The organism is Polynucleobacter meluiroseus (assembly GCF_900205755.1).
GTDB classification, from domain to species: domain Bacteria; phylum Pseudomonadota; class Gammaproteobacteria; order Burkholderiales; family Burkholderiaceae; genus Polynucleobacter; species Polynucleobacter meluiroseus.
Genome location: NZ_OANS01000003.1, coordinates 264,031 through 278,958, shown reverse-complemented (window position 1 = coordinate 278,958; position 14,928 = coordinate 264,031). Strand labels below are relative to the sequence as shown.

Here is a 14,928-nt window from a genome sequence, read left to right as displayed (position 1 = left end):
TCGTATTTGAACAATTAAGCCACAATATTAACTAGACGCCCAGGAACCACAATGACTTTTTTAGGTGCGTTTCCATTTAATGCTTTAAGTGCTGGTTCACTTTGCAGGGCTAACGCTTCTATTTGATCTTTGGATGCCTCTGCAGGAACAAGAATCTCACCGCGCAACTTACCATTAATTTGCAACATGATCGTTAGCTCTGTTTGGATTAATGCGGCTTCGTCTACCAATGGCCAAGGTGCATCTAAAATGGAGCCCATGGAAAGGTCAAATGCAATGGTGTTCCAAAGCGTATGCGTGAGATGCGGTACTACTGGATAGAGTACTCTTAATAAAATACCGAGGCACTCTCGTAACACTGGCGGGCTAATAGTACTACCCTCTTCCAGTTTCACGGGCTCCAGTACATTGAGCATTTTCATTGCCGCAGATACAACGGTGTTGTACTGACGACGCTGATAGTCAAAATTTGCTTGCTTGAGGATGGAATGCACTTCCAGACGCAGCGCCTTCTCAGCTGCATTTAATTCTGGTGGCAAGAGTTCACTTGCTGCCCGCAGCGCCTCTGCTTGGCTACTCGAATACATCCAAACCCGTCGCAAAAAACGGGAGGCACCATCAACACCTGCGCCTGACCACTCTAGCTGTTGCTCCGGATGTGCAGCAAACATCACAAATAATCGTGCGGTATCTGCGCCGTATTCGTCGATCAACGCCTGCGGATCGACGCCATTATTTTTACTCTTGGACATCTTTTCAACGCCGCCAATAATGACTGGCGCATTAGTACTGTCGCCTTTCAGTTTTGCGCCTAAGGGTCGACCTTTTTCATCTAAATCTAATTCAACGTCCAGTGGATTGAGCCAGGTTTTCTTACCCGAGGCTTCTTCTGTGTAATACGTTTCGTTGAGAACCATTCCTTGAGTTAACAAGTTCTGGAAAGGCTCGTCGAAGGTAATGAGATTGAGGTCGCGCATCACTTTAGTCCAAAAGCGAGCGTAGAGTAAATGCAAAATCGCATGCTCAATGCCGCCAATGTATTGATCCATTGGCATCCAGTACTCATTACGTGCATCCACCATCGTGGCGGCATTCGGTCCGGTATAGCGCATGAAATACCAAGATGAATCCACAAAGGTATCCATCGTGTCTGTTTCACGTCGCGCTGGTTTGCCGCACTTTGGACAGGGAACGTTCAAAAAGTCTGCACGTTTATTCAATGGATTACCGCTTCCATCAGGCACACAATCCTCAGGGAGTACAACCGGCAAATCGACTTCCGGAACCGGAACTGCGCCACAACCAGGATGATTTTCATCGCCACAATGAATAATCGGAATAGGGGTACCCCAATATCGCTGCCGCGAAATGCCCCAGTCACGCAAACGATAGGTCGTTTTAATCTCACCGATACCCATCGCCTGTAAATCCTTGGCGACTGCGCTCACTGCTTCATCGAACGGCATACCGTCAAATTTTCCGCTGTTGAGGCACTGGACGTCTTCTTTTTGGGCGTACCAATCTTGCCAGCGAGTTGGATTAAACATTTCAGAGGGAGTGCGCAAGGCAACAACCTGCTTGATCGGTAAATCGTATTTCAGTGCAAAAGCAAAGTCGCGTTCGTCATGCGCTGGTACACCCATGACTGCGCCATCGCCATAAGACATCAGTACATAGTTACCAACCCAAACTGGCACAGGCTCCTTACTTAAAGGATGCGTGACATATAAGCCTGTAAACATGCCCTCTTTTTCTTGAGTAGCTAAATCGGCTTCTATCACGCTGCCTGTTTTGCATTTCTCAATAAAAGCCGCTAAGGCTGGATTACTTAAAGCAGCATGGGTAGCGATGGGATGTTCAGCTGCCACCGCGCAAAAAGTCACGCCCATAATGGTGTCAGCACGGGTAGTAAATACATATAGCAAACCATCTTGGATAAATTTACCTGCGGCATCCGCAATATCATGCTTAAAGGCAAACCGTACACCGCGGCTCTTACCAATCCAGTTTTCCTGCATGGTCTTGACCCGCTCCGGCCAACCTAAAGAATCTAAGCCCGTCAATAATTGCTCTGCATAGGCGGTGATATTGAAGTAATAGCCTGGAATTTCGCGCTTTTCTACAAGCGCGCCGGAGCGCCAGCCGCGACCATCGATCACCTGCTCGTTAGCAAGCACAGTTTGATCAATTGGATCCCAGTTCACAATTTGGGTTTTACGGTAAGCAATCCCTTTTTCCAACATCTTTAAAAAGAGCCATTGATTCCAGCGATAGTAATCAGGACTGCAAGTAGCAATCTCTCGAGACCAGTCAATTGCCAAGCCCATCGCAGACATTTGCTTTTTCATATAAGCAATATTGTCGTAAGTCCACTTTGCAGGAGGTACTTTATTCTGAATCGCCGCGTTTTCCGCAGGCATACCAAACGCGTCCCAACCCATTGGCATTAGGACATTGAAACCCTGCATCCGCAGTTGCCTAGCCATGACGTCGTTGATTGTGTAATTTCGTACGTGGCCCATGTGCAACTTACCTGATGGGTAAGGGAGCATTGAGCAGGCATAGTATTTTGGCTTCAGCTTGCCTGAAGCATTGGTAACATTTTCGTCAACCAAGTAAACCTGTTTTTTATCCCACTCGGCTTGTGCGGCCGCTTCAATCGCGCGGTGGTCGTAATCCTTACTCATTGCCTGCAACTCTTTTCTTCTTATTCTGTTTGAAAATGACCCTGTTAGGTCTTGATATTTTTTTAATGTCGCAAGCCGAGAACATCTTGCATGTCGAATAAACCCGCTTGCTGATTTTGTAAAAACTGGGCTGCACGTAAGGCGCCTTGCGCATAGGACTGACGGCTAGACGATTTATGACTAATTTCAATTCGCTCGCCCTCACCCGCAAATAAGACGGTGTGGTCACCCACGATATCTCCGCCACGGATAGTAGCGAAACCAATGGAGCCTTGCTGACGTTCACCGGTGTGGCCTTCTCTTGCGTATACAGCGAGGTCATCTAAATTCTCGCCTAGAGCTGTTGCAATCACCTCACCCATCTTCAAGGCAGTGCCTGAAGGCGCGTCTACTTTATGACGGTGATGAGCCTCAATAATTTCAATGTCGTAACCTTGGCTCAACATCTTTGCTGCAACCTCCAAGAGCTTCAATGTGACATTGACGCCGACGCTCATATTGGGGGCGAAAACCACTGCTAAATTTTCCGCAGCCTTTTGCAGTTGAGCAATCTGTTGAGAATCTAATCCCGTTGTTCCAATAATCATTTTTGTAGCCGTTTTTTCAGCAACAGCTAAATGCGCCATCGTGCCCTCTGGCCTTGTGAAGTCGATTAAATACTCAGCATCTTGAAGCGCCTGCGCAATATCTGAGGTAATAATGACGCCAGTTTTTTTTCCCAAGAACGCTCCAGCATCTTCCCCTAGCTGTGGAGAACCGCTATATTCGAGGGCCCCTACCAGTTTTGCATTTGGTTCTTTGAGAACAGCCTCAATCAGCATTTTTCCCATGCGCCCAGTGGCGCCTGCAATTGCAATCTTCATCATTGAATTCATCACTTGGTAATAAAGGGAATTATTTCGTGGTTACGGTCTGACTACTTGTGACTGGTGGAGCATTATCGGTCGGGCTAGGCACCAGTAACTCTGGTTGTTGTAACTTTGGGGTTACAGGACCTTTGCCAGTTCCAGTAATAATTTGCCAGAAAGAACGTTTTTGTTTAGCGTAGTTATCAATTTCAGCCACTAATTCCACTTCGGTTGGCAGGGCATCGCCGTCAAATTTCGTGACCTTGTCGCCCTCGAAGAAAATAGTGACACGACGCTCTTTTCCTAAAGTTTGGCCGGCACGCTTGAACTCAAAAATATAGTCCCAGCGATTGACGTGAAAGTAATCGGCCAACAATGGCGTTCCAAGAATTTGCCGAACCTGCTCGCGACTCATGCCCAATTGCAATTTGGAGTACTGCTCGCTAGAAATAAAATTTCCTTGCACAACGTCGGGAACGTACGGCCTAAAAATTTGATTCATCCAAGCTCGTTGCGTTTCGTCAACGGAAGTGGTGCAACCCGAAATGGCAATTAGCCCACCAAACATGGCGAGCGTTAAGCCCAATCTGGCAAAGTGCATTGTTTTTGAAATCGGGTTCAAAAAGTAGGAAAAAACTGAGGGACAATTTTGCATGGCTGGCCGTATCATTAAGACCTTGATTTTAGCTTGCAAACCCATGAATATGAACCAAAACCCTACTCCTGCCGATTTACGCGATATTGGCCTGAAGGCAACTGGCCCTCGAATGAAAATTCTTGATTTTTTTCATCAAAATGGCGGGACTCACTTTAGCGCTGAAGATGTCTTTGTAGCCCTTGCCAAGGATGATCAAGAAATTGGCTTGGCCACTGTTTATCGGGTGCTTACCCAATTTGAGCAGGCCGGGCTGTTGCTGCGCAGTCATTTTGAGTCCAGCAAAGGGGATAGCAGGGCAATTTACGAACTAAATGAAGGTCAACACCATGACCACTTGGTTTGCTTAGATTGCGGTCATGTTGAAGAGTTTGTGGATGAAGCTATTGAGAAAAGACAGCGAGAAATTGCTAAAAGTCTCGGTTTTAAGCTACAAGAACACACCTTAGCAATGTACGGCCAGTGCCAAAAGAAGAACTGTCGCAATAAAAAAGCTTAACACCGCGATGCAAACTCTTTTAATGAAAAAAGACCTCAATTGAGGTCTTTTCCAGTAAGTTGGCGAATTTTGAGCGCTTTTACTTAATTTACTGCCATCAAAGCCTCAGCCGCATTCAGCATTTGCACTGAATAACCCCACTCGTTGTCGTACCAAGAGAGCACCTTTACCAACTTACCATCTGCGGATACTCGGGTTTGAGAGGCGTCATAAATACTTGGACGTGGGTCATGATTGAAGTCAATAGAGACTAAGGGCAAGGTGTTAAAGCCCAAGATGCCCTTGAGCTCACCTTCACTGGCTGCCTTCAAAAGGGTATTGATTTCGTTAACGCTGGTAGCGCGACTGGGTACAAAGGTTAAATCAACCACTGAGACGTTAATTAAAGGAACGCGCATCGCAAATCCATCAAAACGCCCCAGTAATTCCGGCAAAACCAAGCCTATGGCTTTGGCCGCCCCAGTTTTTGTGGGAATCATACTCATGACAGCGGAGCGAGCGCGACGCATATCTTGGTGATACACATCGGTTAAGACTTGATCGTTCGTAAAAGCATGGATTGTTGTCATTAACCCAGACTCAATCCCGATATGCTCGAGTAAGGGCTTAACTAGTGGTGCTAGACAGTTGGTTGTGCAACTAGCATTGGACACAACCACATCACTAGGCTTAAGAACCTGCTGATTGACGCCGTAAACGATGGTTGCATCGACATCTTTGTCGCCAGGGGCAGAAATCAATACTTTTTTAGCGCCCTGGGCGATGTGAACTAGAGCCTTTTCTTTTGAGGTAAATTTCCCAGTACATTCCAATACCAAATCAACGCCCAGTTCGCCCCAAGGAATTTCCAAAGGATTGCGAGTGGAAAACATTTTAATGCGGTCACCGTTGACCACCATGCAGTCGCCATCTACCCTTACTTCTGCAGGAAATCTTCCGTGCGCGGAATCGTATTGAGTCAGGTGTGCGTTGATATCGATATCGCCCATGGCATTAATCGCCACAATCTGGATATCCCGCCGTGGCTTGCCATTGACCTGATCCTCATATAAGGCCCGCAAAACCATGCGGCCAATACGGCCGTAACCATTGATTGCTACGCGAATTGTCATGGCATTTTCCTTGCTAATGTTGAGTGTTTCATCTGGCGTTGATTATGAATTGGCAATACATTGCCGAACGGTTTTCGAAATCTGCTCTGGTGTTAAGCCAAAGTAGTCATAAAGCACGGGAGCGGGCGCAGACTCACCAAAGGTATCAACTCCATGCACCGCTGCGCAACCATACTTCCACCAAAAATCAGTTACTCCAGCTTCCACTGCAATGCGTGGGACCTTGGCAGGCAAGATGCTTGCTTTATATTTCGCGTCTTGTTGGTCAAATACAGTAGTTGAAGGAATCGACACCACCCGAATACTTAAGCCCTCTTTTTCTAACTGTTCGGCCGATTGCAAAGCCAAGGCAATTTCAGAGCCTGTGGCCATAATGACGGCATCCATTTTCGACTTTTTGGATTCTCGCAAAACGTATCCGCCTCGCGCAATATCTTGTATCTGTTTTTCGCTACGAGAAACAAAAGGACAGTTTTGGCGACTAAAAATTAATGCGCTCGGGCCATTCTGGCGCTGCACGGCGGCGCCCCAAGCTACCGCACTCTCAGTGGTATCGCACGGACGCCAAACTGTCATATTAGGAATGAGTCGTAAGCTAGCTATCTGTTCGACGGATTGATGTGTTGGTCCGTCCTCACCTAAACCAATAGAGTCATGAGTAAAGACATAAATGCTGCGTAATTTCATTAAAGCTGCCATACGCAAGGCATTGCGACTGTAATCAGAAAAAGTTAAGAATGTTCCACCAAAGGGAATATAGCCGCCGTGGAGTGCAATGCCATTCATGATGGCGCTCATACCAAACTCGCGGACACCATAGTTAATATGATTGCCCCATTGATTAGAGCGGACCGCTTTGCAGGTTGACCAATTCGTTAAGTTTGAACCCGTTAGATCTGCAGAACCGCCCATAAATTCTGGCAAGGCGGGAGCTAAAGCTTCAATCGCATTTTGACTTGCCTTACGTGTAGCAATCGTTTCCGCTTTAGATTGGCATGTCTTCAAGAGAGTATTTAGAGTAGACGTAAAGTCTTGCGATAACTCACCGCGCATGCGGCGTACTAATTCTGAAGCTAACTGAGGGTATTGCTTTTGGTATGCCTGATATTTCGCATCCCATGCATTTTCAGCAGCCTGTCCACGCTTCTTAAAATCCCAAGCCTCATAGACATCGCTCGGAATTTCAAACGGGGCATATGGCCAATTCAATGCAACACGTGTCGCGGCAATCTCAGCAGCTCCAAGTGGTGAGCCATGTACCTTATCGCTACCAGCCATATTCGGCGAGCCTTGACCAATAGCCGTCTTGCAACAAATCAAGGTGGGTTTATCGCTTTGTTTTGCGCTGGCAATTGCCTTGGATACCGCATTAGCATCGTGTCCGTCCACAGCGCGAATGACGTTCCATCCGTATGCCTCAAAACGTTTTGGCGTATCTTCGTTAAACCAAGACACAATCTTGCCGTCAATTGAAATCCCGTTGTCATCCCATAAAGCAATCAGCTTATTAAGCTTTAAAGTACCAGCTAAAGAACAAACTTCATGGCTAATACCTTCCATCAAACAGCCATCGCCCATAAAAACATAGGTGAAGTGATTCACCAGATCGAAGCCGGGGCGATTAAATTCTTCGGCCAATAATTTTTCAGCCAAGGCCATGCCAACAGCATTCGCAATGCCCTGACCCAGCGGGCCAGTAGTAGTTTCTACCCCGGGAGTAATTCCGTATTCAGGGTGACCTGCAGTCTTGCTATGTAATTGACGGAAATTTTTTAATTCTTCCATCGGCAAATCGTAGCCAGTCAGATGTAAGAGTGAATACAACAACATGGAACCATGGCCGTTCGATAAAACGAAGCGATCGCGATTGACCCAATGGGGATCGGTCGGATTGTGTTGCAAATGCTCATTCCAAAGACCCACAGCAATGTCGGCCATACCCATTGGCATACCGGGATGTCCAGAGTTCGCTTGTTGAACAGCGTCCATGGATAGGGCACGAATGGCGTTAGCCATCCTACTTTGAAGATTCGACATATTAATTTTTGCTCTCGGGGAAAATAAATTCGCTATATTTCGGTAATGCCTCAATTTTATCTTCCCGGGCCGTGGGATTCCCAAAAGCCAACTTCCATTCCACCCGAGCTCGCCCATCATTTGCGCGTTCGCCGGGTCCAAGTGGGTGAAATCTTCCCCGTTTTCGATGGAAATGGCCAAGTTGCATCAGCCAATCTCCACTCTTTTTCAGGAAAAGCTGGGCAGGTCCAACTCAGCGAGATTCGCACAGACACCCATCGTGAGACCTCCTATGCCATTACCTTGGCGCAAGGGCTTGCTGGTGGCGACAAAATGGATTGGGTGGTAGAAAAAGCCATTGAAACAGGTGCGCAGAGGATTATTCCCCTGCAATGCGAGCGCTCTGTCTTAAAACTCACTCGTTCAAGCGATATGGAGCGCGCCCAAAAGCGAGTATTGCATTGGCAGGGCATTGTTCAGGCGGCCTGCGAGCAATGTGATCGCACTGTTTTGGCTCAAGTGCTACCCGTGCTAACTTTCGCTCAATACCTTAGCGAACCAAATGATGTGAAGCTTAAATTGCTTTTGACTCCTGATACTGGCAAAAGCCTCTATTCAGTACTTCTTGAAAATAGTCCTCAAGCCATCGAGTTGATGATTGGACCTGAAGGTGGTCACACTCCAGAGGAAGAGGCCCAAGCGGAAGCTGCCGGATATCAATTGGTTTCCTTGGGTGAGCGAGTATTGCGCACAGAGACGGCAGGAGTTGTAGCTATTACTGCGGTACACAGTATTTGGAACCCAGAAATGCAAAATCGCCTCAAGTAGAGGCGATTTTTTTAAGCATGTAGCGAGTTAAGCAAATGAGTAGAACACGCGGTAAGGTGTTCTACGTTCAGCCCAAAAATCTACGGCGTCGCGGAACACATCTAAAAGCGTTTCGCGAGCTTCTTTGTCAAACTTTTGAGTACAAGGCAAGCCTTCAAGAACCACTACAAATCCAGGCTGTGAGCCAGCTTTGTCCATCATGGTTGTCAAAGCATCTAAAAGAGGATCGTAGTTTTTTGCTTGCTGCTTAGTAAAGCTGTAAGCAATCGCAATAGACTCGAGAACCTCACCTTTGGTGACAGCATTTGCGCATTGCGCATAAATGAAGTGCTGACCAAGTTCGGTGGCAGCTTCCTGCAGATCTGGAGTACGAAATGCCCGAATCGATTGCACAATATTAGGGCGCACACTGCGCAACATCGCAGGGGGTCCAGCATCACGCACTGCTAAAGCTGCGCGCCAAGAGGATGTTACCTTCTTGCCGGAAACTTGATTCGCTGCGTAGTTTTGTAAATGTGACAAACCGCCTTGGGCATAAACATTGGCTGCAGATGATTCGGTTTCGAGTCGATCATTGCTATCCCAACTTTCAGCGCGACTATGTTCGTCAAAGCTTCCTGTACTGGTATTTTCAGAGCGATTATTCATGATGGGAGCTAGATTACCCCTAACGTGACATCAAATCAAGCCCAAAAATAGCCTGTTTTACCCAAGCTATTGATATCTATAGGATTAATATATAGTAGTGAACGCTAACTAACTTCATTTTAATCGGATTTAGGCTACTCCACGCGCATTACTGACCGCCTCAACCACCGCCAAGGTCGTCACATTCACAATGCGCCGAACGGTTGCCGCTGGGGTAATGATATGAATCGGCTTGGCAACACCCAATAGCAGAGGCCCAATGGCGATGCCATTACCTGCAGCGGTTTTAAGCAAGTTATAAGAAATATTGGCGGCATCAATATTAGGCAATACCAGTAAATTTGCGTCGCCCTTCAATGGCGACGATGTTACGGCGCCCGCCCGAATGGATGCATCCAAAGCGCTATCACCATGCATCTCACCATCCACCTCGAGTGCAGGATCAGCCGCCTGTATTAAGGCCAAGACTTCCCGCATCTTGACAGCAGATGGCGCGTTGCTAGAACCAAAATTTGAGTGAGATACTAGTGCGACCTTAGGAACAAAGCCCAATTTACGCATTTCACTCGCAGCCATCAGCGTGATTTCTGCTAATTCTGAAGCAGTAGGGTCAATGTTGATATGGGTATCAACTAAGAACACTTGGCGCCCTGGCAAGATTAAGCCGGACATAGCGCCGTACACATTAGCACTAGACTTGTGACCCACCACTTCGTCAATGTATTTCAGATGAGTCAGCGGATTACCGACTGTGCCGCAAACCATACCGTCGGCCATTCCTTTTTTGATCAGCATCGCGCCAATCAAGGTATTGCGACGGCGCATTTCCAACTTAGCAAAAGCCTCAGTTACACCCTTGCGCTCCATGAGAGCTGCGTAAGATTGCCAAAAGTCACGGAAGCGCTCATCGTTCTCTGGATTCACTACCTCAAAGTCCTTCGCTATTTGCATACGCAAGCCGAACTTCTCAATACGATGCTCAATCACGGCGGGGCGACCAATCAAGATTGGAGTGGCCAAACGTTCATCGATGATGATTTGAACAGCGCGTAGAACACGCTCATCTTCACCCTCGGCAAAAACAATGCGCTTCTGCTCGGCGGGCGCCTGTTGCGCAATGGCAAACAAGGGCTTCATCAAAGCACCAGAGTGATATACAAATTGCTGGAGTTGATTGCGGTACGCATCAAAGTCTTTGATTGGACGAAGCGCAACACCATCCTCCATCGCCGCTTTAGCAACGGCAGGTGCTATCACCGTAATTAAGCGTGGATCAAATGGTTTAGGGATGAGGTATTCAGGGCCAAACGAAACATTCTCAATACCGTATACAGAAGTAACCACCTCACTCTGCTCAGCTTGAGCCAGCTCGGCCACCGCGTTCACGGCCGCCACTTCCATGCCGCGCGTAATCGTCGTGGCTCCAACATCCAAGGCGCCACGGAATATAAAGGGGAAGCACAAGACGTTATTCACCTGATTTGGGTAATCTGTTCGGCCAGTCGCCATCACGGCATCAGGACGCACTTCCTTTACTTCTTCAGGAAGAATCTCTGGCGTAGGGTTCGCTAAAGCAAATACCAATGGCTTAGGCGCCATCTTTTTGACCATGCTTTGCTTGAGGACGCCGCCTGCAGAAAGGCCCAAGAAAATGTCCGCACCTTCGATGGCTTCATCCAAGGTTCTTAAATTGGTCTCTTGGCAAAATGGCTCCTTTTCTGGATCCATTAATTCCGTACGACCTTTGTATGCCACGCCTGCTAAATCGGTAACCCAAATATTTTTGCGAGGTATGCCTAGGTCGACTAGCAAATCCAAGCAAGCCAAGGCAGCTGCGCCAGCTCCCGAAGTCACTAACTTCACATTCGATACCGTTTTGCCAACCACCTTCAAGCCGTTCAGAATCGCTGCGGCCACCACAATTGCCGTTCCATGTTGATCATCATGGAAGACAGGGATTTTCATACGGGCTTGTAGCTTGCGTTCCACCAAGAAACAATCCGGCGCCTTAATATCTTCTAAGTTGATGCCACCAAAGGTAGGCTCTAGAGAGGCAATGATTTCTACTAACTTTTCTGGATCGCTCTCATTAATCTCAATATCAAATACATCAATACCAGCAAATTTCTTAAACAGAACAGCCTTGCCTTCCATCACTGGCTTACTGGCGAGCGGCCCAATGTTTCCTAAACCCAATACCGCGGTACCGTTGGTGATAACGCCAACTAGATTTCCTCTAGCCGTATAGCGAAATGAATTCGCGGGATCTTTAGCGATTTCTTCGCAAGCCGCTGCGACTCCAGGAGTGTAGGCAAGCGCTAAATCACGCTGATTGATTAATTGCTTAGTTGGCGCAATTTCAATCTTTCCCGGAACAGGAAATTCGTGATAGTGGAGAGCAGCCGCTCTTAGATCTGCTGCTTGCTGTTCTTTGTTGTTATCGCTTGGTTTGCTCATGGTTAAATTCATCACTAAGAGGCATTAAAGACATAATTCTAGTCCTCTCGAGTGACAGATCTCCAAGAGCCATAAAATGAGGCATGAAATCCCCAGTTACCCCCCTCGGAGAATTCGCATTAATTGGTCGCTTTTTCAAAGAGGCGTCGGAAGCGATGCTTGCTGCGCAGCCTCACTCAGTGGCGCTGGGCATTGGAGATGACTGCGCACTACTCAGGGTTTCCCCGATAGATGAACTGGCTATCACTAGCGATATGTTGGTGGAGGGCAGGCATTTTTTTGTCGACGCCAACCCAGAGTGGTTGGGCTATAAAGCCTTAGCCGTCAACCTATCAGACTTAGCTGCAATGGGGGCTAAGCCCCTAGGGTTTACACTCGCACTCGCCCTGCCAGAGGCTGATGCTAACTGGCTTCAGTCTTTTTCTAAAGGGCTCTTCGCGGCTGCCCAAGCCTTTGAATGCCCCTTGGTTGGGGGTGACACCACTGCAGGCCCCTTAAATATTTGCATTACTGCTTTTGGTAACGTTCCAAAGGGCCTCGCCATTAAAAGATCGGGTGCCCAGGTCGAAGATGACATTTGGGTATCTGGAACCGTAGGTGATGCGCGCCTCACTCTTGCTGCATTGCGTCATGAGCTTGATTTAAATCCGCAGGATTTAGAAGCGATCCAACATCGCATGCATCAGCCAAGCCCGAGAATTGCCCTAGGCCTTGCTTTGAGAGGTGTTGCCCATGCAGCACTGGATATTTCGGATGGCTTATTAGGAGACCTCAAGCACCTCCTAGAAGGCTCTCAAAAAGATGCAGAGGTTTACTTAGATCGACTACCCAAGTCTCCTACTCTTTTAAAACAAGCCATTCACTTTCAAAATCAATTTGCCGCAAGCGGCGGCGACGATTACGAGCTCTGCTTTACTGCACCCCAAAGACTTCGGTCAAAAATTGAGGAGATCGGTCGCACTCTGCAGTTACCTTTAACTCAAATTGGGCGTATCAAGCCTATGCAATCCGAGAGAGCCGTTTTGACCGTATTGAGCGCGGATGGTATGCCTATCGATGAAAGTCAGACAGCATTGTTACTTCAATCTTTTGATCATTTTGCATGAACCCTATAGACAACCCCTCCTCACTTAAGTCACTGCCTGTCACCCCAAACTTCAAATGGGTTTTCGCCAAAGCGAGCCGTATTGTTGCCTTTGGCTTTGGCAGCGGGCTTGCCCCAACAGCACCTGGCACCGTAGGAACCCTTTGGGCCTGGGCAGCATTCCTACTCACAGAGTCTTTTCTTACCACCGAAGATATTTTTTGGATGATTGGCGGTGGCATTCTTTTAGGTTGCTGGATCTGCGGCCATGTCAGCGAAGAATTGGGTAAAAAAGATCATGGCGGAATTGTGTGGGACGAAATCGTCGCTTTCTGGCTTGTACTGATTTTCATCATGCCTGCAGACATTCCTCTGCAAGTTTTAGCGTTTGCTCTCTTTCGTTTTTTTGATGCCGTCAAACCTGGCCCTATTGGCATGATTGATCGCCACTTTAAGCAAATCGAGAATATTGATGAAATTGCACCGTCAAGTTTGAGGCAAATCCTATGGCGTGGTTTTGGCATCATTGCCGATGATCTTGCCGCCGCTTTTTTCACCTTACTGAGCATCGCTCTCTTACAAACGCTGATAAGCTCCTTCTTATGAAATACCCCGCAGATGTGAGCATCGACTTGGCAGAGCAAGTGGCCAGCAGACTGATCAAGCAAGGCTGGACTATTGCCTTAGCGGAATCCTGTACTGGCGGCCTAGTCAGCGCAACTTTGACCGGTTTGCCAGGCTCTAGCACTTGGTTTGAGCGGGGGTATGTTACTTACAGCAATCAAGCCAAGACAGAGTGCTTGGGCGTGCCAGTTGAGCTCATTGAATCATTTGGTGCCGTCAGCGAGTCTGTAGCCAGGGCGATGGCTGAGGGTGTCCGCGAGCAAGCCGCGGTCAACGCGGGAATTTCAATCACCGGTGTGGCAGGACCTACTGGAGGCTCTCCAGAAAAACCGGTTGGGACAGTGTGTTTTGGTTGGGCAGTTAGTGGCGATGGCAGCGCGGTCAACACCACGACTAAAACCATGCACTTTGGTGGAGACCGTCAAGCAGTGAGAGTGCAAGCTTGTCATTACGCGCTCTCTGAATTTCTTGCATTGCTTGAGAGTGTTAAATAATGATTACAGCTTAATTCATCCAACCTTTGTGGCGGAAGTAACCCAAAGGAATAATGGCTGAAATAACCATAATGACAATTGCCATTGGATAACCCCAAGCCCAGTCCAATTCTGGCATGTAGCGATAGTTCATACCCCAAATACTAGCCAGCAAAGTAGGTGGCATTAAGGCAACGGAAACCACGGAGAAGATCTTGATGATCTTACTTTGATTCAAATTAATGAAACCCACAGTCGCATCCATTAAAAAGTTGATCTTATCGAACAGAAACGCGGTGTGGTTCTCTAAAGAATCAATGTCACGCAAAATTTGCCGCGCCTCTTCTTGTTGCTCATCCGAAAGTAATTTGCTGCGCATCAAGAAAGAGAGGGCTCGGCGTGTATCCATCACATTACGACGAATGCGCCCATTAGTATCTTCCTCTTTGGCAATGGTTTCCAGTACTTCGGCAGCATCCGCATCCGTAATTTGATCGGATAGCACGCGTTTACCTGCTTGCTCTAAATTTTCATATACCTCTTCTAAGGCATCCGCAGAATACTCAGCATCAGTGGAGTACAGATCAAGCAAGACATCTTTGGCATTGCTGACTGACCCAGGGCGCAAGCGCGCCCTTAAACGCACTAGGCGGAATACTGGCAAATCTTCATCATGAATAGAGAACAGAACTTGCTTGGTCAAGACAAACGCAACTCGGACGTTACGAGAGGTTTCATCTTCATCCAGCAAAAAGTCAGTGCGGATGTGCAGATGGCCGTCGTCAGCCTCAAAATAACGGGCAGACGCCTCTAAATCTCCTAAGTCATCTAATTCAGGTAGGAGGACCCCAAAAGCCTCTTTAATCCAAATGAGCTCTTCCTCTTCGGGATCTACAACGTCGATCCAGATCGGGTTTTGATATTGCAATAATTCATTGCGATCTTCCACTTGCTCTTGAGAGAGGCGGCCGTTTTGCAGGACGAACAAGTTGATCAT

General features: G+C 47.6%; 13 protein-coding genes. 5 read left to right on the top strand and 8 right to left on the bottom strand.

Going from position 1 to position 14,928, the window contains the following annotated elements:
* Nucleotides 1-14: 14 nt before the first annotated feature.
* From leuS to CP950_RS06810, 3 genes are all read right to left on the bottom strand, one after another.
* Complete coding sequence (gene leuS, locus CP950_RS06820; protein ID WP_096673621.1) at nucleotides 15-2,687, bottom strand: leucine--tRNA ligase; 2,673 nt, start codon at nucleotides 2,685-2,687, stop codon at nucleotides 15-17.
* 62 nt (nucleotides 2,688-2,749) lie between these two features.
* The gene (gene dapB, locus CP950_RS06815; protein WP_096673897.1) at nucleotides 2,750-3,550 is read right to left on the bottom strand and encodes a 4-hydroxy-tetrahydrodipicolinate reductase; all 801 of its coding nucleotides are present in this window, start codon (nucleotides 3,548-3,550) and stop codon (nucleotides 2,750-2,752) included.
* Between the two features lie 31 nt (nucleotides 3,551-3,581).
* Nucleotides 3,582-4,136, bottom strand: a complete 555-nt coding sequence (locus CP950_RS06810) for an outer membrane protein assembly factor BamE (protein ID WP_243391941.1) — start codon at nucleotides 4,134-4,136, stop codon at nucleotides 3,582-3,584.
* Between the two features lie 103 nt (nucleotides 4,137-4,239).
* On the opposite strand from CP950_RS06810, the gene fur reads away from it, so the two are divergent.
* Nucleotides 4,240-4,689 (top strand): ferric iron uptake transcriptional regulator, encoded by a 450-nt coding sequence (fur, locus tag CP950_RS06805; RefSeq protein WP_165766429.1) that lies wholly within the window; start codon nucleotides 4,240-4,242, stop codon nucleotides 4,687-4,689.
* An 83-nt stretch (nucleotides 4,690-4,772) separates the two neighbouring features.
* Here fur and gap read toward each other — a convergent pair whose 3' ends face one another.
* Nucleotides 4,773-5,801 (bottom strand): type I glyceraldehyde-3-phosphate dehydrogenase, encoded by a 1,029-nt coding sequence (gene gap, locus CP950_RS06800; RefSeq protein WP_096673615.1) that lies wholly within the window; start codon nucleotides 5,799-5,801, stop codon nucleotides 4,773-4,775.
* Nucleotides 5,802-5,843: 42 nt separating this feature from the next.
* Entirely contained in the window at nucleotides 5,844-7,838 is a 1,995-nt protein-coding gene (gene tkt / locus CP950_RS06795) for a transketolase (RefSeq protein ID WP_419185580.1), read from the bottom strand.
* Nucleotides 7,839-7,883: 45 nt separating this feature from the next.
* Here tkt and CP950_RS06790 point away from each other — a divergent pair, with 45 nt between their 5' ends.
* Complete coding sequence (locus tag CP950_RS06790) at nucleotides 7,884-8,645, top strand: 16S rRNA (uracil(1498)-N(3))-methyltransferase (protein WP_096673613.1); 762 nt, start codon at nucleotides 7,884-7,886, stop codon at nucleotides 8,643-8,645.
* 27 nt (nucleotides 8,646-8,672) lie between these two features.
* Here CP950_RS06790 and CP950_RS06785 read toward each other — a convergent pair whose 3' ends face one another.
* Together CP950_RS06785 and CP950_RS06780 are read right to left on the bottom strand one after the other, a co-directional pair.
* Nucleotides 8,673-9,293: a barstar family protein gene (locus CP950_RS06785; RefSeq protein WP_096673611.1), complete on the bottom strand. Its 621-nt coding sequence runs from the start codon at nucleotides 9,291-9,293 to the stop codon at nucleotides 8,673-8,675.
* Between the two features lie 129 nt (nucleotides 9,294-9,422).
* Nucleotides 9,423-11,762: an NADP-dependent malic enzyme gene (locus tag CP950_RS06780; RefSeq protein ID WP_207760227.1), complete on the bottom strand. Its 2,340-nt coding sequence runs from the start codon at nucleotides 11,760-11,762 to the stop codon at nucleotides 9,423-9,425.
* A 71-nt stretch (nucleotides 11,763-11,833) separates the two neighbouring features.
* Here CP950_RS06780 and thiL point away from each other — a divergent pair, with 71 nt between their 5' ends.
* Genes thiL through CP950_RS06765 form a run of 3 tightly spaced genes read left to right on the top strand, consistent with a single transcriptional unit; the run spans nucleotide 11,834 to nucleotide 13,952 of the window.
* Entirely contained in the window at nucleotides 11,834-12,856 is a 1,023-nt protein-coding gene (gene thiL / locus CP950_RS06775) for a thiamine-phosphate kinase (protein ID WP_096673609.1), read from the top strand.
* Nucleotides 12,853-13,440, top strand: a complete 588-nt coding sequence (locus CP950_RS06770; RefSeq protein ID WP_096673607.1) for a phosphatidylglycerophosphatase A family protein — start codon at nucleotides 12,853-12,855, stop codon at nucleotides 13,438-13,440. Before thiL ends, CP950_RS06770 begins: the two co-directional genes overlap by 4 nt.
* On the top strand, nucleotides 13,437-13,952 hold the full coding sequence (locus tag CP950_RS06765; protein ID WP_096673605.1) for a CinA family protein: 516 nt from the start codon (nucleotides 13,437-13,439) through the stop codon (nucleotides 13,950-13,952). The genes CP950_RS06770 and CP950_RS06765 overlap by 4 nt, the downstream gene beginning before the upstream one ends.
* Before the next feature lie 10 nt (nucleotides 13,953-13,962).
* Here the strand turns inward: CP950_RS06765 and corA are convergent, their stop codons facing one another.
* Complete coding sequence (gene corA, locus CP950_RS06760) at nucleotides 13,963-14,928, bottom strand: magnesium/cobalt transporter CorA (protein ID WP_096673602.1); 966 nt, start codon at nucleotides 14,926-14,928, stop codon at nucleotides 13,963-13,965.